This window comes from Nocardioides campestrisoli (assembly GCF_013624435.2).
GTDB lineage: Bacteria > Actinomycetota > Actinomycetes > Propionibacteriales > Nocardioidaceae > Nocardioides > Nocardioides campestrisoli.
Window position 1 is genome coordinate 3,345,277 of sequence record NZ_CP061768.1, and the last position, 17,111, is coordinate 3,362,387.

Annotated in this window: 20 protein-coding genes; 10 read left to right on the forward strand and 10 right to left on the reverse strand. The window is 71.8% G+C overall.

The window, feature by feature from the left end; genetic code table 11:
• Positions 1-7 precede the first annotated feature (7 nt).
• Entirely contained in the window at positions 8-226 is a 219-nt protein-coding gene (locus H8838_RS15690; RefSeq protein WP_181312571.1) for a hypothetical protein, read from the reverse strand.
• A gap of 145 nt (positions 227-371) precedes the next feature.
• Between H8838_RS15690 and H8838_RS15695 the strand changes: the two genes are divergently transcribed.
• The 3 genes from H8838_RS15695 (at position 372) to H8838_RS15705 (ending at position 1,569) form a co-directional block, all read left to right on the forward strand.
• The gene (locus H8838_RS15695; protein WP_185994651.1) at positions 372-806 is read left to right on the forward strand and encodes a hypothetical protein; all 435 of its coding nucleotides are present in this window, start codon (positions 372-374) and stop codon (positions 804-806) included.
• A 164-nt stretch (positions 807-970) separates the two neighbouring features.
• The gene (locus tag H8838_RS15700; protein WP_181312569.1) at positions 971-1,276 is read left to right on the forward strand and encodes a WXG100 family type VII secretion target; all 306 of its coding nucleotides are present in this window, start codon (positions 971-973) and stop codon (positions 1,274-1,276) included.
• Positions 1,273-1,569: a WXG100 family type VII secretion target gene (locus H8838_RS15705; RefSeq protein ID WP_185994650.1), complete on the forward strand. Its 297-nt coding sequence runs from the start codon at positions 1,273-1,275 to the stop codon at positions 1,567-1,569. The genes H8838_RS15700 and H8838_RS15705 overlap by 4 nt, the downstream gene beginning before the upstream one ends.
• Here H8838_RS15705 and H8838_RS15710 read toward each other — a convergent pair.
• Positions 1,544-2,971 (reverse strand): DUF222 domain-containing protein, encoded by a 1,428-nt coding sequence (locus H8838_RS15710; protein ID WP_185994649.1) that lies wholly within the window; start codon positions 2,969-2,971, stop codon positions 1,544-1,546. The genes H8838_RS15705 and H8838_RS15710 overlap by 26 nt on opposite strands.
• 140 nt (positions 2,972-3,111) lie before the next feature.
• Between H8838_RS15710 and H8838_RS15715 the strand changes: the two genes are divergently transcribed.
• From H8838_RS15715 to H8838_RS15725, 3 genes are read left to right on the forward strand one after another with little or no spacing between them, the layout of a single operon-like run.
• Positions 3,112-3,708, forward strand: a complete 597-nt coding sequence (locus H8838_RS15715; protein WP_185994648.1) for a contact-dependent growth inhibition system immunity protein — start codon at positions 3,112-3,114, stop codon at positions 3,706-3,708.
• On the forward strand, positions 3,705-5,072 hold the full coding sequence (locus H8838_RS15720) for an RNase A-like domain-containing protein (protein ID WP_185994647.1): 1,368 nt from the start codon (positions 3,705-3,707) through the stop codon (positions 5,070-5,072). Before H8838_RS15715 ends, H8838_RS15720 begins: the two co-directional genes overlap by 4 nt.
• Positions 5,073-5,086: 14 nt before the next feature.
• Positions 5,087-5,371: a contact-dependent growth inhibition system immunity protein gene (locus tag H8838_RS15725; protein WP_185994646.1), complete on the forward strand. Its 285-nt coding sequence runs from the start codon at positions 5,087-5,089 to the stop codon at positions 5,369-5,371.
• Here the strand turns inward: H8838_RS15725 and H8838_RS15730 are convergent.
• The gene (locus H8838_RS15730; RefSeq protein WP_185994645.1) at positions 5,368-5,775 is read right to left on the reverse strand and encodes a DUF7715 family protein; all 408 of its coding nucleotides are present in this window, start codon (positions 5,773-5,775) and stop codon (positions 5,368-5,370) included. The genes H8838_RS15725 and H8838_RS15730 overlap by 4 nt on opposite strands.
• 125 nt (positions 5,776-5,900) lie before the next feature.
• Here H8838_RS15730 and H8838_RS15735 point away from each other — a divergent pair, with 125 nt between their 5' ends.
• Both H8838_RS15735 and H8838_RS15740 read left to right on the forward strand, forming a co-directional pair.
• Positions 5,901-9,011, forward strand: a complete 3,111-nt coding sequence (locus tag H8838_RS15735; RefSeq protein WP_185994644.1) for a M14 family metallopeptidase — start codon at positions 5,901-5,903, stop codon at positions 9,009-9,011.
• A 52-nt stretch (positions 9,012-9,063) separates the two neighbouring features.
• On the forward strand, positions 9,064-9,675 hold the full coding sequence (locus H8838_RS15740) for a contact-dependent growth inhibition system immunity protein (protein WP_185994643.1): 612 nt from the start codon (positions 9,064-9,066) through the stop codon (positions 9,673-9,675).
• Here the strand turns inward: H8838_RS15740 and H8838_RS15745 are convergent.
• Positions 9,672-11,447: an acyl-CoA dehydrogenase gene (locus H8838_RS15745; protein ID WP_185994642.1), complete on the reverse strand. Its 1,776-nt coding sequence runs from the start codon at positions 11,445-11,447 to the stop codon at positions 9,672-9,674. The two genes, H8838_RS15740 and H8838_RS15745, sit on opposite strands and share 4 nt — an antisense overlap.
• 81 nt (positions 11,448-11,528) lie before the next feature.
• On the opposite strand from H8838_RS15745, the gene H8838_RS15750 reads away from it, so the two are divergent.
• On the forward strand, positions 11,529-12,701 hold the full coding sequence (locus H8838_RS15750) for a M14 family zinc carboxypeptidase (RefSeq protein ID WP_185994641.1): 1,173 nt from the start codon (positions 11,529-11,531) through the stop codon (positions 12,699-12,701).
• 55 nt (positions 12,702-12,756) lie between these two features.
• On the opposite strand, the gene H8838_RS15755 is transcribed toward H8838_RS15750, so the two are convergent.
• Positions 12,757-13,329: a helix-turn-helix domain-containing protein gene (locus tag H8838_RS15755; protein WP_181312558.1), complete on the reverse strand. Its 573-nt coding sequence runs from the start codon at positions 13,327-13,329 to the stop codon at positions 12,757-12,759.
• Positions 13,330-13,394: 65 nt separating this feature from the next.
• Between H8838_RS15755 and H8838_RS15760 the strand changes: the two genes are divergently transcribed.
• A complete protein-coding gene (locus H8838_RS15760; protein WP_185994640.1) occupies positions 13,395-14,957 on the forward strand; it encodes a bifunctional NAD(P)/FAD-dependent oxidoreductase/class I SAM-dependent methyltransferase in 1,563 nt (520 codons plus the stop codon).
• Here H8838_RS15760 and H8838_RS15765 read toward each other — a convergent pair.
• The 5 genes from H8838_RS15765 to H8838_RS20040 form a co-directional block, all read right to left on the reverse strand.
• The gene (locus H8838_RS15765; RefSeq protein WP_185994639.1) at positions 14,954-15,481 is read right to left on the reverse strand and encodes a hypothetical protein; all 528 of its coding nucleotides are present in this window, start codon (positions 15,479-15,481) and stop codon (positions 14,954-14,956) included. The two genes, H8838_RS15760 and H8838_RS15765, sit on opposite strands and share 4 nt — an antisense overlap.
• Positions 15,482-15,486: 5 nt before the next feature.
• A complete protein-coding gene (locus H8838_RS15770; RefSeq protein WP_185994638.1) occupies positions 15,487-15,789 on the reverse strand; it encodes a hypothetical protein in 303 nt (100 codons plus the stop codon).
• Positions 15,790-15,878: 89 nt separating this feature from the next.
• Positions 15,879-16,673: an endo alpha-1,4 polygalactosaminidase gene (locus H8838_RS15775; RefSeq protein ID WP_224766179.1), complete on the reverse strand. Its 795-nt coding sequence runs from the start codon at positions 16,671-16,673 to the stop codon at positions 15,879-15,881.
• Between the two features lie 29 nt (positions 16,674-16,702).
• Complete coding sequence (locus H8838_RS20035; RefSeq protein WP_263458196.1) at positions 16,703-16,876, reverse strand: response regulator transcription factor; 174 nt, start codon at positions 16,874-16,876, stop codon at positions 16,703-16,705.
• 7 nt (positions 16,877-16,883) lie between these two features.
• Positions 16,884-17,084, reverse strand: coding sequence for a response regulator (locus H8838_RS20040; RefSeq protein ID WP_224766180.1), 201 nt, complete (start codon positions 17,082-17,084; stop codon positions 16,884-16,886).
• Positions 17,085-17,111: the final 27 nt, after the last annotated feature.

The following is a 17,111-nucleotide window of genomic DNA, read 5'->3' on the forward strand; positions in this document are numbered from 1 at the left end:
TCCGGGCTCACCTGGAGGCGCCGGTCACCGCCCGGCAGATCGCGGTGTACTGCTCGTCGCTGATCCGCCCGGTCATGTGCGCGTCCGCGACCGCGCTGAACGTGTGCGGCGGACGGTGCCCGCGCAGCCCGGTGGCGTGCACCTGCTCAGCGATCCGTGGCGCAGCCTCCTCGGCCGTCTTCGCCCCGGTCGCCACGGCTTCGAGCAAGGACCTCACTGACTCCATCACCGCTCCCTCCGCGCGTTCCCGCACCCCCTGATGGCGGGCCGAAGAGGTGCGTACCCACTTCGGCCTGCCACCTCTCATGGGGTCGACGCAGGCGCACCCGCACCGTCTGAGTCCGACGGCGAACCGGACTAGGGTGCCGCGCATGGCCCTGCGTTACCACTGGTTCCTCGCCCCCGACGACGCCGCGGCGGCTGCTGCGCTGACGCCCGGCGCGACGTCGTACCGGACCCTGGCCGACACCCGGGTCGACCCGGTCGCCCAGGGCGGCACCCTCGAGGCGCTGCTCACGGGGCGCTCGTCGGAGCAGATCGCCGGGGACCCGCGCTGGGGCGCCCAGCTGGCGACCCGGGACGCCGGCGATCGGATGGTGCTGACCATCACCGACGCCCTGGTCGACGCCCTGGCGACCGCCGACGACGAGCGGCTGGCCGAGGTGGCGGGACCCTGGGCGATGACCGAGGAGTTCCGCGGCGAGGTGTCCCCCGAGACCCTGCGAGTCCAGCTGCGGCTCCTGGCTGCGCTGGCCCGCGCCGCCCGAGCCGCCGGCGGCTCCCTCTACTGCCGCGTCCAGCGGTAGGGACGCAGGAGCGCGAGCAGCGGCGGCCGCAGGTGGTGTTCGTGTTCGGCTGAGGTCTCAACGCTCGGGTCGGTTGTCCACAGGTGCGGCGTCCTCCGCCGACGCGGACGGCCCGGAGTCGGCAGGATCGTTCCCAGTGAGGCGTCTGCCCAGGGGGAGGAAGCATGGACATCAGGCTCCAGCAGGAGGTGATGGCGTCGGCGACCCAGGTGCTCGACGCTCGGGCCGAGGAGCTGGCGGCGCGCGCCCAGCAGATCGAGGTCTCGGTCTCGTCGCTGCTCGGCGGGTGGCGCGGTGACGCTGCGGACCGGTTCGCCGGACACTGGGAGGAGTGGCGGTCCAGCGCGGCCCTGGTGCTGGACCACCTCGGCGCCGACATCGCGGCGGTCCGGCACGCTGGCACCCAGCTCACCGATGTCGACACGGACCGGGGGCAGGCGCACGCCCGGCTGACGAGGCGGCTCGGATGACGGCCTACCGGGTCGACCTGGAGGAGCTGCGCCTCGTGGTCGACGAGATGGCCGCCTTCCACACGGAGCTGGCGGAGCTGGCCGCGGACGTGTCGGCCCAGACCCGGCGGTTGCACGAGGGCTGGGCGGGGCTGGCACGGGACGCGCACGCCGGCTCGCACGCCCGGTGGCAGGACGAGCTGGCCGACATGCGGCAGGCGCTCCAGGGCATCCGGGCACTGGGGGCGATGGCCCAGGCGAACTACGGCAGCGCCGTCGAGGCGAACCTCACGATGTGGCAACGGGTGCGGTGACTGCCTGCTCGTAGTCCAGCGCGAGCCGGCTGAGGTAGACGTCGACCCCCGGTGGGGCGGAGAGCATGATGGCCGCCTCGTCCTGGTCCAACCGTCGACTCCCGCGGTCGTCGACCAGGACGCAGGCGCCGTACGGCGTCTGCCACAGGACCCGGCCGGGTCCGCACCCGCGGTAGCGGTATCCGCCGTGGGTCTTCCACCGGTGGTGTGTACGCCGTAGCGGGCTCGAGTTGTGCGGTCCGGTCTGGCCCGCGGGGCCGTGATGCCGGTAGGCCACGACGTGGTCGAAGTCGACCCGGTCCCGGGTCGAGCTCCGGGGTGAGAAGGGGAAGACGTCTCCCCCGCTCAGGAGCCAGGCGATGTCCTTGCTGCTCTCGGGGTGCTCGTACTGGTCGACCCGTGGCCGGATCCGGGTGTCGAGCACCGGAGTCAGGCGGACGTCGGCGTGACCGACGATCTCGCGCAGCGCCTGGACGAGAGCCGGGCCCATGCCCTCCACCCGGGCCAGGCCGGCCTGCAGGCTCAGGGCGCTGGTGGTGACGTGCACGAAGACCTGCCCGCGTCCGCGCAGCGAAGCGAGCTGCCGGGTCGACATAGCGGCGAGGCGCTCAGCTGTGCGCAGCAGGTGGCTGGGCGCCCAGGCGGGAGGCTCAGGATCCTGGTGGTCGGGCTGGTGGTGGTCGAGCAGGAGCTTCAACAGGTCGGCGGGGCGGGCCAACCAGCCGAACGCCTCTGCGCGCAGCTCGTCGCGGTTGTGGTCATGACCGAGCTCGGCCCCCAGGATGTCGGCGACCCGGTCGACCATAGCGTCGACCCAGGCGGCGTCCCCCGCGCTCACCCGGGCGATGACGTGCCGGAAGCCCAGCTCGTCGATCTTGCCGAGCGCGACGTAGCGCCGGTGCCGCTCCGTCTCGCGGCGCAGGGCGTACGCCTCGGGATCCGCCTCGATGACCTTGGCCCGGGCGATCTCCAGCACCGTGGACGGCGCATGGCCGGCGATGGCCCGAGAGACTGCTGCGTCCACGAGGCCGACCGTCTGCTCGGGCACCTCGCGGGAGAGGACAGCGGCCTTCCGGGCGACCCAGGGCTCGCACTCCCCTGCGGCGACCACGGCCCAGGTCCTCGGCAGCCGGTGCTGGAGGTCGAGGGTGTCCGCGACCAGGGCCCTCGTCGTGGCCACGTGGGTCCCGCGCGCGATCGCCAGCTCGGGCAGCGCATACTCCCGCACCTTCGGGGTGCCGTCCCCTCCACAGCGGACCATCGGGTCTCGATCGTCCGTGGGGTGCCCGTGCAGCACTGCCCACTGGGAGGCCAGCTCCATCTCAGCCACCTCGGCGAGGCGGCGCACGCGCACGGCCTCGGACGCGGCAGCAAGAAGTGCCACCGAAGAGAGCTCGTCCACGTCCACCATGCTTCATGTTCTCGAACATCCGTTCGAAGGCGCAAGAGTCGTCTCCGTCTCTGAGACAACCTTCTGGGCCGCCAGCCAGCCCTGTGGATAACGCCAGCAGACCCGGTCCCGATTTCGCCATGCTCCCGGGCATGGATCTCTTCACCAGCGCGAACCGCCCGCCCCGCTCCGCCTCGTCCTTCGCCGACCAGGACGCCGCCGAGAACTTCGTCGGCGAGCTCATCAACGGCCATGCCCCGGAGGTGCTCGCCTGGCTCTCGTCGGGTCGACCGTGGCTGATGGTCGAGGACGACTTCGACGTGCCGACCGGTCGCGCCGCGAACGCGATGGGGGTGTCGGACGCCCACAGCGTCCGGGTCGTCCTCGCCAAGGACGCGAAGATGCCCGACGGCTTCCGCGTCCACACCGCGTACCCGCAGCTGCGACGGGACCGGCGCACCGACCTGCCGGCCCTCCGGCACCTCACGGGCGTCTACTTCCACCAGGACTGGGACCACGACTACGGGACCTATCCCCGCGCTCTCGCGACGTTCCTCCGCGACTCCCCGGACCTGGCCGGCCCGCTGCTCGACGAGCTGGACCGGCTGCGGGCGCTGCCGGAGGCCGAGCTGGACCGGGTGTTCGAGGACCTGGGCTGCGAGTTCACCCTCACCGGCGGTGAGACCTGGCAGGGCTGGGTCGACGACCTGGCCCGGCGGGTGGAGCACGCCTCACAGTCCACGCCATGAGGATCGCGTTCCTCGGCGAGGGGTATCGCACGGCGGCCGACGAGCTCGCCACGGGCAACGACGTCCTCGCCGTCGCCGCCGAGATCCTCGCGACGAGGCTGGCCGGCTGCGCCGGCATGGCGGGAGACGACGCCACCAGCCACGACTTCGCAGCGGCGTACGACGAGGCGGCGGGGCAGGCGCTCGACACCCTGGCCGACCTGACGGACTCCTACGGGAGCCTCGCCGTGCTGCTCACAGCCTCCGAGGCCAACCACACGGCCGCCGAGGAGGCCAGCGCGGGGCGGCCGAGCTCCGCCCGCGTGCCGGAGCCGGCGCTGAGCACCTTCACCCTCCGCGCGCTGCCGAGCGCGGCGGGTGGCGAGCCCGCCTCCCCGGGCGACGTGAAGGGCTGGATCGTCGACCAGGTCGAGGGCTTCGTCTGGCCCTCGGCGGACGTCGACGCGCTGAGGGAGGCGGCCTCCGCCTGGCAGTACGCCGCCGGGATCGTGGCCGACCTGCCCGACTACTGCCGGGCGGCCGCGGACCGCCTACAGGACGAGGTCTCCCCCGAGGTGCCGCTCGCCCTGGACGCGTTGGCCGAGCTCAGCGACCTGGCGACCGACGTGCAGGCTGAGCTGGCCGCACTGGCGCAGTCCTGCGAGGAGTACGCCGACCGGGTCGAGGGGGCCCGTCAGGCGATGCACGCCGTTCTCGAGGAGATCATCGCCATGCTCCTGGAGGGCGTGCTCTTCGCGGGCGTGCTCGCCCTGCTCGGCGGGGCCGTCGGCCTGCTCGGCGGCGCAAGCGTGGTCTCGGGCAAGATCGCCGCCAAGGCACCGAAGCTGCACGCGCTCGCGGCCTCACTCGCGGCTAGTGCCGGCTACTCGGCCAGCAGCATCCGCACGGCCGGCCAGGGGCTCACCCACAGCCAGGGTCAGCTCTTGAAGTTCGTGCGGGCGCGGGCCCGGCTGCGGGACGAGCGGGGGTCACTGGGCTGGGGACGTGCGAATTTCTCACGTTCACTGGAAGAACACGAGTCCCTGGGAGGCCATGCTCTGGAACGCCACGTCGGTCGGGCGGTCGACGAACTCGCCAAGCGCGCGCGCGAGGAGAACCTGGCACATGCTTCGTCCTTTCGGTCAAGGGCTGACGCAGAACGCCTTGTGCACCACGCCCTTAAGAGTCGTCGCACTGAGATTGAGGACTGGCTCGGGTCCACGAAAAGGGGCCGGCGCCTCGACATCGAGATCGGGTCACCGACAGGGATCTCTGTGACACCATCCGGCGAGATCCTGGAGGCGATGAACATGAGATTGATCCTGCGTCGAAACCCCAATGATCCGTCGGACTGGTATGTCCGGACCGCTTTCCCGCAACCGTGATGCCAAGGAGACGCATGGCCACCGATTTCCCTCAGCTCTGGGACTTCCTGGGGAGTTACCTGCACGAAGACTGGCGTCTGGACTACGACAGCTGGGTCGAGGCGTTCGACGACTTCAGGCACGACCTGGACCCACTCCAGTTCGTCACCGAGATCGACCGCCTCCTGAACACCTGCGAGTCCGACGCGGAACTTCGCGCACTGCTCCTCTCCCTGGGCGCCGCTTTCGTCCCCGTCGGCGCGGACGGCAGCACCCGCGGATGGCTCTACGAACTGCGCGCTCGAGCGCTGACGACCTAGGGGAACATCGGCGACTCGAACACTTGGTCGCCCGCGCGCCGTACGACGGCGCTCACCCGGAAGTGGCGCGTCACCATGCCGATGTCCTCCAGGACCTCGGCGAGCACCTCCTCCTTGAGCGACGCCGGCAGCGCCGGTCCCAGCCACCCCTGGTCAGTCAGGCTCGTGGTCACAGCGAGGCGCAGGTCGTCCTCGCTGAAGTCGCGCTCGACGATCTCCGCCGTGGTCGTCGCCTTGTGGCTCGTCAGGCCGCCGAACCCACGGCTACAGCCGCAACCATGCTCGGGATAGAGCCTGTCGTCGTCGCACATCATCGGGAGCCAGAGCAGCTCCCCCGGCACGCACCAGGCGTAGTCCTCCTCGCTCGTCCCCTGTGTCCTCTGTGTCGCTACCAGCAGCTTCATGTCCCTACCTCCTGCTCCACGAACGTAGGGGCGTCCACCGACACGACTCCGTCCGGTCCCTCTGGCCCTTCCGCTCCGGACGACTCGGTGTCACTGTGATGTAGGTCACTTCTCGGGAGGTCCTCATGCGACGTCTGGTTTCCGCAACTGCCGCCGCGGCGCTCGTCGCCGCCCTCGGGGTGGGCCTCGCGCCGGCTTCCTCCGCCGCGCCGCCCGCCGAGCCGGAGGGGGCGGACCGGCTGGACGCGTACACGGCGACCGACGTGTCCGCCGAACAGCTGAGCGACCTCGCCCAGCGCGGCTACGACCTCACCGAGGCGCACCCCTCCGGTGACACCTCGGAGGTCGACCTCGTCCTCACCGGCGAGGAGGCCACCGAGCTGCGTGAGCAGGGGGTGGACGTACAGCTCACCCGGGTGGCCGGCGGCCAGACGGTCCAGCAGTTCGCCGCCGAGCAGGCCGAGGACGGCTACCAGGTGTGGCGCTCCTACGACGAGCCCGGCGGCATCCGCGACCAGATGGTGCAGGCCGCGCGCCGCAATCCCGACGTGGCCAAGCTGGTCGACCTCGGGACGACGTACCAGGGCCGCCCGATCCTCGCACTCAAGGTGACTCAGGGCGCCCGGTACAAGCGTGACGGCTCCCGGCCGGCGGCCATCTTCAGCGCCACCCAGCACGCCCGCGAGTGGATCGCCACCGAGGTGACCCGGCGGCTGATGTTCAGCTACCTGGACCGCTACCGCGCCGGCGACCGGGAGGTCCGCAAGCTGCTGCGCGGCACCGAGCTGTGGTTCGTGCCGGTGCTCAACCCCGACGGCTACCAGTACACGTTCGACACCGAGCGGCTCTGGCGCAAGAACCTGCGCGACAACAACGGCGACGGCATCACCCAGGTCGGCGACGGCGTCGACCCGAACCGCAACTTCCCCTCGCACTGGGGCTACGACAACGAGGGCTCCTCCCCCATCCCGTCCAGCCAGACCTACCGCGGGCCCTCCGCGGCATCCGAGCCGGAGACCAGGGCGGCGATGCGGCTCTTCAGGACCGCGCGTGCGGAGTTCCTGATCAACTACCACTCCAACGGCCGCTGGCTGCTCTACAACGAGGGCTGGCAGATCGGCACCCCGACCGCGGACGACCCCATCTACTACGCGCTCTCCGGCAACCTGGACCGCCCGGCGATCGAGGGCTTCCACCCCGGTCTCTCCTCCGACGTCCTCTACGTGACCAACGGCGAGATCGACGGCTACGCCCAGGAGGCCACCGGCACCTTGGCCTGGACGCCGGAGCTCTCGCCCGGCTGCCCCACCTGCGGGTTCGTCTTCCCCGACGACGAGCAGCTGGTCGCCGAGGAGTTCGAGCGGAACCTGCCGTTCGCCGAGTCGGTCGCCCGCTCCGCCGCCGACCCCGACGACCCGAAGTCGTCCCTGGGGATCCGGACCGAGCCCTTCTACCTGGAGAGCCCCGACCCGTACAAGCGCGGCATCCCCTCGCTCCAGCTCACCTTCACCGAGTCGTACGGCGACCCGCAGCCCGTCGCCGTGATCGCCAAGCGCAGCCTCGGCCGGGTGACCGCGAAGTGGCGGATCAACGGCAGCCGCAAGACCTACTCCGCTCCCACCCGGGAGTGGCGCGGCGGGGAGCGGTACGGGCTCACCTCCACCCACTACCGGCAGGTGCGCGGCATCGTCCGCGGCACCAGGCCGGGCGACCGGGTCACGGTCTGGTTCGAGGCGCGCGGCAAGCGCAGCGACTCGTTCACCTACCGAGCCGTCTCCGAGAGCCGGAACAAGGTGCTGGTGATGGCGGCCGAGGACTACACCGGGACCGCGCCCGACCAGGGCGCCGGCCCGCGCTACCTCGACTACTACCTCCAGGCACTCCGCGCCAACAGGACCCGCGCGGACGTCTACGACGTGGACGCCAAGGGCCGGGTCGCCCCCGACGCGCTCGGCGTGCTCAGCCACTACGACGCGGTCGTCTGGTACACCGGCGACGACGACGTCACCCGGACCACCGGGCGCGGTGCCGGCAACGTCGACCGGCTCGCGCTCGACCAGATGCTCGAGCTGCGCGCGTTCATGAACGAGGGCGGCAAGGTGATGTACACCGGCGACCAGGCGGGCGCGCAGTACACCGGCAACCTCGGCACCCAGCTCTACGACCCGCAGGGCACCATCGCGTGCAACCCGCTGCCCGCCGGCGTCGACCCGCGCCGATGCCTGCGGCTGCGCGGCTCCGGGGACGGCGTCAACGACGTGCTGCAGTACTGGTTCGGCGGCTACCAGGCGCTGGCCGGGGACGGGCTCGACGAGAGCGGCGAGGCCTACGACGTCGCCGGGATCGACGACCCGTTCGAGGGTCTGCGGTGGGCGATCAACGGCCCCGGGTCCGCGGACAACCAGGACGCCACGTCGTCGTTCCTGGCCACCAGCGGGCTGCTGCCGGTCGAGGAGTTCCCGCAGTTCCGCAGCTGGCCGTCGGCCCGCTGGGACAAGCCGGGCGGACCCTTCGACCCGCTCACCGGCGAGCGCTACGTTTACAGCCAGATCGCCGACGCGTCGTACAAGCGGCTGACCCGGACGGTGACGGTGCCGGCGGGTGGCGGGACGCTCGACTTCGGGACGTCGTACGACACCGAGGGCGCGTGGGACCACGTCTTCGTCGAGGCCCGCACCGCCGGCGGGGACGACTGGACGACGCTGCCCGACGTGAACGGCCACACCACCCAGGAGACCGGCGACAGCTGCGCCGCCGGCTGGCGCGAGCTGCACCCGCAGCTCGACCGGTACCAGACGTTCGACGCGGCGACCGGGACTTGCACGCCCACCGGCACGACCGGCGAGTGGCACGCGGCGTCGGGCAACTCCGGCGGCTGGCAGGAGTGGAGCGTCGACCTCTCGCGCTGGGCGGGTCAGCAGGTGGAGGTGTCGATCTCCTACGCCAGCGACTGGGGCACCCAGAACCTGGGCGTCTTCGTCGACGACGTGACCTACCCCGACGGGACCGGCACGTCGTTCGAGGACGGGCTGGACGGCTGGACCGTCTCAGGACCGCCCGCCGGCAGCGGGGCCAACGCGAACGACTGGATCGCCACCGAGGCGAGCGGCTTCCCGGTCGGAGCCGCCATCAGCACCCCGGACTCGCTGCTCCTCGGCTTCGGGTTCGAGGGGATCGCGACCGCCGCGGAGCGCAACGCCGTGATGCGGAGGGCATTGAAGCACCTGCTGCGGTGACCCTGTGGAAAGCGTCGACACGGCGGTGCCGTTCTTCGCCATGCTTCCCCTCATGAACCTTCGATTCCGCACCCGCCAGTCCGCCCCGTTCAGCGGGGGTCGCCCGCCGCGGCACGCCTCCTCGTTCCCCGACCAGGAGACCGCTGAGAAGCTGGTCGCCCACGCCGTCGAGGCGCACGCCGAGGAAGTCGCGAGCTGGCTCGCCGGCGGCGGCCGATGGCTCGTCCTTGACGCCACCTTCGACCGCCCGAGCGGGCGCTCCGCCTCCGAGCGCGGGGTCGAGGAGGTCAGCGGGGTCCGCGTGGTCCTGGCCCGGGACGCCAAGATGCCCGACGGGTTCCGCGTGCACACCTGCTATCCGCAGGCGGCTCGTAGCCCGCACACGCCGCTACCGACGCTGCGGCACCTTGTGGGCGCCTACTTCCACCAGGACTGGGACACCGACTACCGCGAGTACCCCCGCGCGCTCGACGCCTTCCTGCGCGACTCCCCCGACCTGGCCACCCCGCTGGTCGACGAGCTGGCCAAGGTCCGCGGGCTCTCCGAGTCCGAGCTCGACGCCATGCTCGACCTGCTCGGCTGCCAGTTCGTCCTGCTCGAGGGCGAGACCTGGCACGAATGGCTCGACGACCTCACGCGCCGGCTGATCACACAACGTCCCTAGAGCCAGTCGGGGTCCAGGTCGAGCGTTGTCCGGTCCCCGGAGGCGAGCAGATCGAGCATCGGTCCCACCTTGGGCAGCTCGCGGCCGAAGAAGTACGCCGCGGCGGCGCGCTTGCCGTCGGCGAAGGCGCCCTCGCGTCCCTCGGCGACCAGGAGTTGCTCCAGCCAGAGCCAGGCCACGACCACGTGCCCGGTGGCCTCGAGGTAGGCGGTGGCGTCGGCCAGGATCTCGGCCGGCGTGCCTCGGCCGGCGACCTGGGCGGTCACCTCGAGCAGGCGGTCCAGGACGGCGTCCAGCTGGGTCGCGTAGTCATGGCCTGCCGCCCGGGCGGTGGTCGCCCGGATCCGCTCGGCGAGCAGGCCGAGCCCGGCGCCGCCGTCGAGCAGGACCTTGCGGCCCAGCAGGTCCTGGGCCTGGATGCCGTGGGTGCCCTCGTGGATCGGGTTGAGCCGGTTGTCGCGGTAGTGCTGCTCCACGTCGAAGTCGCGGGTGTAGCCCGCGCCCCCGAGCACCTGGATGGCCAGGTCGTTGGCGGTCAGGCACCACTGCGAGGGCCAGCTCTTGGCGATCGGGGTGAGCACGCCGAGCAGCTTCTCCGCGGCGCGCACCTGGTCGGCGTCCTCGACCGAGGCGATGTCGTCGACCAGCCGCGCGCAGTAGAGGTTGAGCGCGAGGGCGCCCTCGACGTACGACTTCTGGGCGAGCAGCATCCGGCGTACGTCGGGGTGGTCGACCAGCGGGACCTGCGGGGTGTCGGGCGTGGCGCCGGCGGGGCGGCCCTGGAGCCGGTCGCGGGCGTAGGCCAGCGACTTGAGGTAGCCGGTGTAGCCCAGCGCGGTGGCGCCCAGGCCGACGCCGATCCGCGCCTCGTTCATCATCGTGAACATCGCCGGGAGCCCGCGGTTGAGCTCGCCCACCAGGTAGCCGACGGCACCGGGTCGGCCGCCCGGCGTGTAGGCGCCATCGCCGAGCACCGGCGCGGTGTTGACGGTGCCGCGGAAGCCCATCTTGTGGTTGATCCCGGCGAGCACCACGTCGTTGCGCTCGCCGACCGAGCCGTCCTCGTCGACCAGGTACTTGGGCACCAGGAAGAGCGAGACACCCTTGGTGCCGGCCGGGGCGCCCGGGGTGCGCGCGAGCACCAGGTGGACGATGTTCTCGCCCATCTCGTGGTCGCCGCCGGAGATCCACATCTTGCGGCCGAACAGCCGGTAGCTGCCGTCGTCCTGGGGCTCGGCCCGGGTGGTGATGTCGGCCAGGTTGGAGCCGGCGTGCGGCTCGGAGAGCGCCATCGTGCCGAAGAACCGACCCTCGACCATCGGCCGCACGTAGCGCTCCACCTGCTCGGGGGTGCCGTGCACGGTGAGCAGGTTGGCGTTGGCCATCGTGAGCAGGGCGTAGCCGGTGGTGCCGACGTTGGCGGCGTGGAACCACGCCATCGCGGCGTTGAAGACCGAGGTCGGCAGCTGGAGGCCGCCGACCGACTCGGGCAGCGGGGCGGCCAGGAAGCCTGCGTCGGCAAACGCGCGCAGCGCGGGCTCGACCTCGGGCACCAGCTCGACCTTCTCGCCGTCGAAGCGCGGCTCCTCCAGGTCGGCCTTGCGGTTGTGCGGCGCGAACGCACCGGTGGCGATCTGCTCGGCCAGACCCAGCAGGTCCTCGACGGTGTCGCGCGAGTGGTCGGCGTACCGCGGGCGCTCGAAGAGACGCTCGGTGCCGAGCCAGTCGAACAGCAGGAACTGCAGGTCGGCGCGGGACATGATCTGGCTCATCGCCGCAGGCTACTTGCCTACTGGGAAGTACTCCCCGAGGGTGTGCCCACCCTTTCAATTCTCGGGAAAGAAGGATCTGTCGTGACCTCACGTCGTCTTCCGGCGCTCACCCTCGCCGGGGCACTCGCCCTCAGCATCACCGGCCTCGCCATCGGCTCACCCGCCACGGCCAAGCCGATCAACTCCCACTGCGGCACCGAGGCCGGCGGCAACTCCGCCGGGTTCGTCAACCACTCCCAGCTCACCTCCGCGCTCGACAAGGTCGAGCGCACCAGCAAGGGCAACGTCGAGGTCGACGTCATCGGCCGGAGCAACGAGGGCCGCGCGATCTACTCCGCCCGGGTCGGCACCGGCGACACGGTGATGCTCGTGCAGTCCCAGATCCACGGCAACGAGAACCACGGCACCGAGGCGCTGCTCAACATGCTGCAGCAGCTCGGCGGCAACAGCCCGGCCGCGCAGGCGACCCGTGAGGGCATCACCATCGTCGCGATCCCGCGGCTCAACGTCGACGGTGGGGAGCACCAGCACCGGCAGAACGACCAGAGCTGGGCGCAGACGGTCGCGCGGTTCCCGCAGCTGGCCGGCGCGCAGCCCGCGTGGAACTACAACGCGAACGTCCCCGGCTTCGACACCAACCGCGACTTCAACCCCGACCTCGACTACGTGCCCCAGGCCTCGGACTTCCCCGGAGACAGCGGGTCGGTCGGCTGGTACCTGACCCCGGAGGCGCAGACCGTGCGTGAGGTCTACCGCGACCTGGAGCAGGAGTTCGGCACCGTCGACTACTTCGTCGACCTGCACAACCAGGGTCCGTGCTACCTCGTCGAGGGCACGAACCGGCTCTCCACCCTGTCGATCTCCGGGCGCTTCATCGCCGACCCCGCCGAGCACGGCACCTGGCCCGAGTTCGACTACGACGCGTCGCGCCGCGCGAACGTCGCGATCTACGACGCCCTGAAGGACCGCGCCGGCAACGGCTCGGGCTTCGGTGACGTCACCCTCTACCCGCAGGACACCGACCTGCCCGGCACCGCGCTCGGCTCGTTCGCCCTGCGCGGCAGCGCCACCGTGCTCTTCGAGACCAGCTCGCAGACGCAGTCCACCGGCCTCAAGGGCAACGGGATGCTCACCAAGCAGGTCGAGATCGGGCTCCAGGGCCTCATCGACGCGATCGTCGACGGGACCGTGAACTCGATCGACCCGAACACGTACGAGGCGATCCCGAACCGGATGCCGGTGCCGCGCAGCTGACCCCAGCGCTGCTCACCGCCCCCGCTCGGCTCGTCCGGGCGGGGGCGGTGTCGCGTCACGACCGCACGTGCATCCGCTCCCCCTGCGGACCGAAGATCGCCAGCGCCTCCGCCGGCGTCGGTCCCGGGTTGCCGAGCCAGTGCGGCGTGCGGGTGTCGAACTCCGCCACCTCCCCCGCCTCCAGGACCAGGTCCCGGGTGCCGAGCACGAGGCGGAGACGCCCGCTGAGCACGTAGATCCACTCGTAGCCCTCGTGGGTCTGGAGCTCCGGGTTGGGCACGTCGTCGACGGGCAGGACCAGCTTGAACGACTGCAGCCCCCCGGGCCGCTTGGTCAGGGAGATGAAGGTGCGGCCGTGCCGGGTGATCGGCTTGGAGCGGACGCGTGGGTCGCCGGTCTCCGGGGCGTCGACCAGCTCGTCGAGGGCGACCTGGTGGGCCCGGGCCAGCGGCAGCAGGAGCTCCAATGTCGGCTTGCGCTGCCCGGACTCCAGGCGCGAGAGGGTGCTCACCGAGATGCCCGTCTCCTCGGCGAGGTCGCCGAGCGTCGCCTCCCGTTCGAGCCGCAGCTGGCGCAGCCGCGGGCCCACGCCGCGGAGGACGTCCTGGTCGGTGACGGGTTCGCTCATGGGTTTATCTTGCCAGAGTGGCAAGGATGTTTGCCATCAATCGATGGCGGGGCGATGCTGGGGTCATGAGCGAGAACTATGACGTGGTGGTGGTCGGCGGCGGCGTGGCCGGGCTGAGCGGGGCGATGGCGCTGGGGCGTTCGCGGCGCCGGGTGCTGGTGATCGACGGCGGCGAGCCGCGCAACGCGCCGTCGGCGCACGCGCACAACTACCTGGGCCGCGAGGGCGTCGCGCCGCTCGACCTGCTGGCGGACGGACGCGCCGAGGTGGCGGCGTACGGCGTGGAGGTCGTCGCCGACCGGGTGACGGGCGTGACCGGGTCGGCCGACGAGTTCACCGTGACCAGCGAGGGCGGGCGCGCGGTGACCGCCCGGCGGGTGCTGGTCACCGGCGGCATGGTCGACGAGCTGCCGGAGGTCCCCGGGCTGGCCGAGCGCTGGGGCATCGACGTGCTGCACTGCCCCTACTGCCACGGGTGGGAGGTGCGCGACCAGGCGATCGCAGTACTGGCGACGAGCTCGCTCGCGGCGCACCACGGGCTGCTGTTCCGTCAGCTCTCCGAGGACGTGGTGATGGTCGTGGCGGACGGCGTGGAGCTGCCCGACGCGGACGTGGAGAAGCTGGAGGCGATCGGCGTACGGCTGCTGCACGGCACGCCGCGCGAGGTCGTGGTCGAGGACGGCCGGCTGGTCGGCCTGCGGCTGGCCGACGGGTCCGTGCTGGAGCGGCAGGCGGTCGTGGTCGCCTCGAAGCCGCAGGTCCGCGCCGACTTCCTGAAGCCGGTGGGGCTGACCCCGGAGCCGTTCGAGATGGGCGGGGTGGTGATGGGGTCGGTGCTGAGGGTCGACCCGACGGGGGCCACCGGCGTCCCGGGCGTGTACGCCGCGGGCAACGCCACCGACATCAGCATGACCCTGATGGCCTCGGCCGCCCACGGCAACCGGGTGGGCGCGTTCGTCAACGCCGAGCTGGCGGCGGCCGACGCCGAGCGGGCCGTGTTGCAGGCACGGGAGCACCGGTTCGAGCGCCCGGCGTGGGAGGAGCGCTACTCCGGGGACCGGGTGTGGAGCGGGCGGGTCAACCCGCAGCTGGCGGCCGAGGCGGCGTCGCTGACGCCCGGCCGGGCGCTGGACATCGGGTGCGGCGAGGGCGGCGACGCCGTCTGGCTGGCCCAGCAGGGCTGGGCGGTCACCGCGGTGGACTTCGCCGAGGCCGCACTGGCGAAGACCGCCGAGCACGCCGCTGACGCCGGCGTCGGCGAGCGGGTCGAGACCCGGCAGGTCGACGTACGGACCTGGGAGCCGGGCGACGAGCGCTGGGACCTGGTCAGCTCCCAGTTCATGCACCTGCCCGACGGCGGGATGGTGGAGGTGACCCGGCGGCTCGGGTCGGCCGTCGCGCCGGGTGGCACCCTGCTGGTCGTCGGGCACCACCCGGACGACCACGCGACCGGGGTGCGGCACGGGCACCGCTCGTTCCTCTTCACCCCCGAGTCGCTTCTGCCCGCGCTGGAGCCGGACGCTTGGGAGGTGCAGGTGTGCGAGGCGCGCGACCGCACCCAGGCCAACCCGCAGACGGGTGAGGAGATGCAGGTGCGGGACTCCGTGCTGCGGGCGCGACGACTCTAGAGCCGGTGGTCGTAGCCGAACTCCTGGCGCAGCCCGGAGTCAACTCCCTGGGCCTCCAGCACCTCCGCGGACCGCTCGACCACCCGACGGTTCGGCACCACATGCAGGAACATCAGCGCCAGACCGATGACGGCGCCGATCAGGTAGAGCAGGTACGAGGAGTCCACGAAGGCCAGCGCGATCCCGATCAGGACCGGGGCCTCCGCGAGCGCGAACCGGAGGAACGTGGCGCTCTGGAAACGGCCCTTGGCCTGCGCCCGCGCGGCATCGGCGTCCGTGCCGGGGCTGAGCGGGGGCATCTTGTAGCCCCTCGCCGGGATGAGCGCGAAGAGCGCGACCCCGGCGACCAGGAGGACCCCGGCGAAGATCGGGTCGGGGGCGGCGGTGAGCCACTCGTCGGACTCGTCGGTGCCGCCGGCGAAGGCCAGGACGACTCCGATGATGACCGGGGCGCCGACGAGGGCGGTGGTGAGCACGCGCAGGGTCTGGACGAAGCTCGTGGGGACGGCAGGCTGGGACGACATGGGCGTCAGTCTGGCGTACGACGCCACACATCGAAGGCACCCCGCACGACGGCGACCCTGATCGCGGCGTACTGCTCGTCGGTCAGCTCGCCGACGACGTGGGCGATCTCCACCTGGCTGAAGCTGTCGGCCGGATCGTCGAGGGCGCCCTCCATCTTCAGCTGGATGACCTCGAACGGGCACAGTCGCTCGCACCCGTGCCGGCCGTCGGCGACCGTGGAGACGAGTCGCGCGATCCGCGGCGCGGCGTCCTCGACCGCCACCTGGCCCTCGCGGACCTGCTGCAGCAACCAGGTCAGCTCGCTCACGTTCCTCTCCTCTCGCCGGGACAGACCGGGGACAGAGAGTGAACGAGGCGGGCGGGCGAAGGGTTATGCCTCGCGGCGACGTCCTCGCCTCAGCAGGTGCGGAACGGCCCGCCGGGGGTGACCTGCCGGTCCCGCAGCAGGACCGAGACGACGTCCCCTACCTGTCGGCACGCCCGCTCGAAGCGCCGCGTCCGGTACTCCACCAGGAAGGCCCGGCCGTCGAACGCGTCGGCGAACCGCCGGCACTCGTCCCAGCGCGCGCAGTCCTCGACGACCGCGAAGTCGAACCCGAGATCCTGGCCCAGCAGGGACGCGGTGTTCTTCTGCGCGACGGCCAACCCCTGGGCGTGGGCACCAGCGGTCAGCAACCGGGCGTAGGCGGCCGCGTGCTGACGTCGCATCAGCCCCTGGGAGCGGGTCCAGGAGTCCAGGTTGTCGAGCTCGACGGCGACGAAGCCGCGCCGGGCACAGCCGGCCATCCACGACTCCACCAGCCGCGCTAGGCGGGTCCGCTTGGCGTGGGTGCGCAGGTCCAGGAGCTGCTCCCCCCAGCCGGAGTCGACCACGGGCCGGCCCCGGTCGTCGCGCAGGACGAGGCCGGGACGCCTCTTCCAGGTCGCACGCTCCCCCGGCTGGGTCTGGAAGCCGTTCACGTAGCAGACCGGATAGGCCCCGGCCGGGGCCTCACGCCGGTCGCGCACGACCACCTGCACGCCGTCGGGCACGGGCCGGGCGCCGCCGATCTGGTAGTCCCACGGCGCGTCGGCCGGAGGCAGCAGCACCTCGCTCGACGCCGGCACGGTCACGCCGGTGAGGAGGACAGCCACGGCCAGCGGCCACGCCACCGCCATCCTCGCCAGGAAGGCGACGCCCGAGGACTTCATGGGGACAGTCTCCCAGGGGAGGCCCCGGTTCACACCGATCCGACGAGCCCGTGCTCGTAGCGGAGCACCACCGCCTGCACCCGGCTGGTGATCCCGAGCTTGGCGAAGACCCGGTTGATGTGGGACTTCACGGTGGCGCGGGAGACGCAGAGCTCCACCGCAATCTCGTCGTTCGACCGGCCGCGGCCGACGAGCACCAGCACCTCGCGCTCACGCTCCGTCGGCCACGAGCTCGATGCCCTGGACGACCCGGTCCACGGGGGTCGTCTTCAGCACGAACCCGGCGGCCCCGTGCCGCAGCGCGGCGTGCACCAGGTCGTCGAGGTCGTACGTCGTGAGCACGAGCACACGCGTCGGGCTCCCGTCGGCGACCAGCCGGCGGGTCGCCTCGATGCCGTCGAGGACGGGCATCCGGATGTCCCGCCTCTATGCCGTCGA

Coding starts and splice junctions, on each gene's coding strand:
- H8838_RS15740 (WP_185994643.1), top strand. CDS start 9,064: ATGAACCTTCGATTCCGCACCCGCCAGTCCGCCCCGTTCAGCGGGGGT.
- H8838_RS20040 (WP_224766180.1), bottom strand. CDS start 17,084: ATGCCCGTCCTCGACGGCATCGAGGCGACCCGCCGGCTGGTCGCCGAC.
- H8838_RS15700 (WP_181312569.1), top strand. CDS start 971: ATGGACATCAGGCTCCAGCAGGAGGTGATGGCGTCGGCGACCCAGGTG.
- H8838_RS15730 (WP_185994645.1), bottom strand. CDS start 5,775: ATGAAGCTGCTGGTAGCGACACAGAGGACACAGGGGACGAGCGAGGAG.
- H8838_RS15735 (WP_185994644.1), top strand. CDS start 5,901: ATGCGACGTCTGGTTTCCGCAACTGCCGCCGCGGCGCTCGTCGCCGCC.
- H8838_RS15695 (WP_185994651.1), top strand. CDS start 372: ATGGCCCTGCGTTACCACTGGTTCCTCGCCCCCGACGACGCCGCGGCG.
- H8838_RS15765 (WP_185994639.1), bottom strand. CDS start 15,481: ATGTCGTCCCAGCCTGCCGTCCCCACGAGCTTCGTCCAGACCCTGCGC.
- H8838_RS15760 (WP_185994640.1), top strand. CDS start 13,395: ATGAGCGAGAACTATGACGTGGTGGTGGTCGGCGGCGGCGTGGCCGGG.
- H8838_RS15715 (WP_185994648.1), top strand. CDS start 3,112: ATGGATCTCTTCACCAGCGCGAACCGCCCGCCCCGCTCCGCCTCGTCC.
- H8838_RS15720 (WP_185994647.1), top strand. CDS start 3,705: ATGAGGATCGCGTTCCTCGGCGAGGGGTATCGCACGGCGGCCGACGAG.
- H8838_RS15755 (WP_181312558.1), bottom strand. CDS start 13,329: ATGAGCGAACCCGTCACCGACCAGGACGTCCTCCGCGGCGTGGGCCCG.
- H8838_RS15690 (WP_181312571.1), bottom strand. CDS start 226: ATGGAGTCAGTGAGGTCCTTGCTCGAAGCCGTGGCGACCGGGGCGAAG.
- H8838_RS15705 (WP_185994650.1), top strand. CDS start 1,273: ATGACGGCCTACCGGGTCGACCTGGAGGAGCTGCGCCTCGTGGTCGAC.
- H8838_RS15775 (WP_224766179.1), bottom strand. CDS start 16,673: ATGAAGTCCTCGGGCGTCGCCTTCCTGGCGAGGATGGCGGTGGCGTGG.
- H8838_RS15725 (WP_185994646.1), top strand. CDS start 5,087: ATGGCCACCGATTTCCCTCAGCTCTGGGACTTCCTGGGGAGTTACCTG.
- H8838_RS15745 (WP_185994642.1), bottom strand. CDS start 11,447: ATGAGCCAGATCATGTCCCGCGCCGACCTGCAGTTCCTGCTGTTCGAC.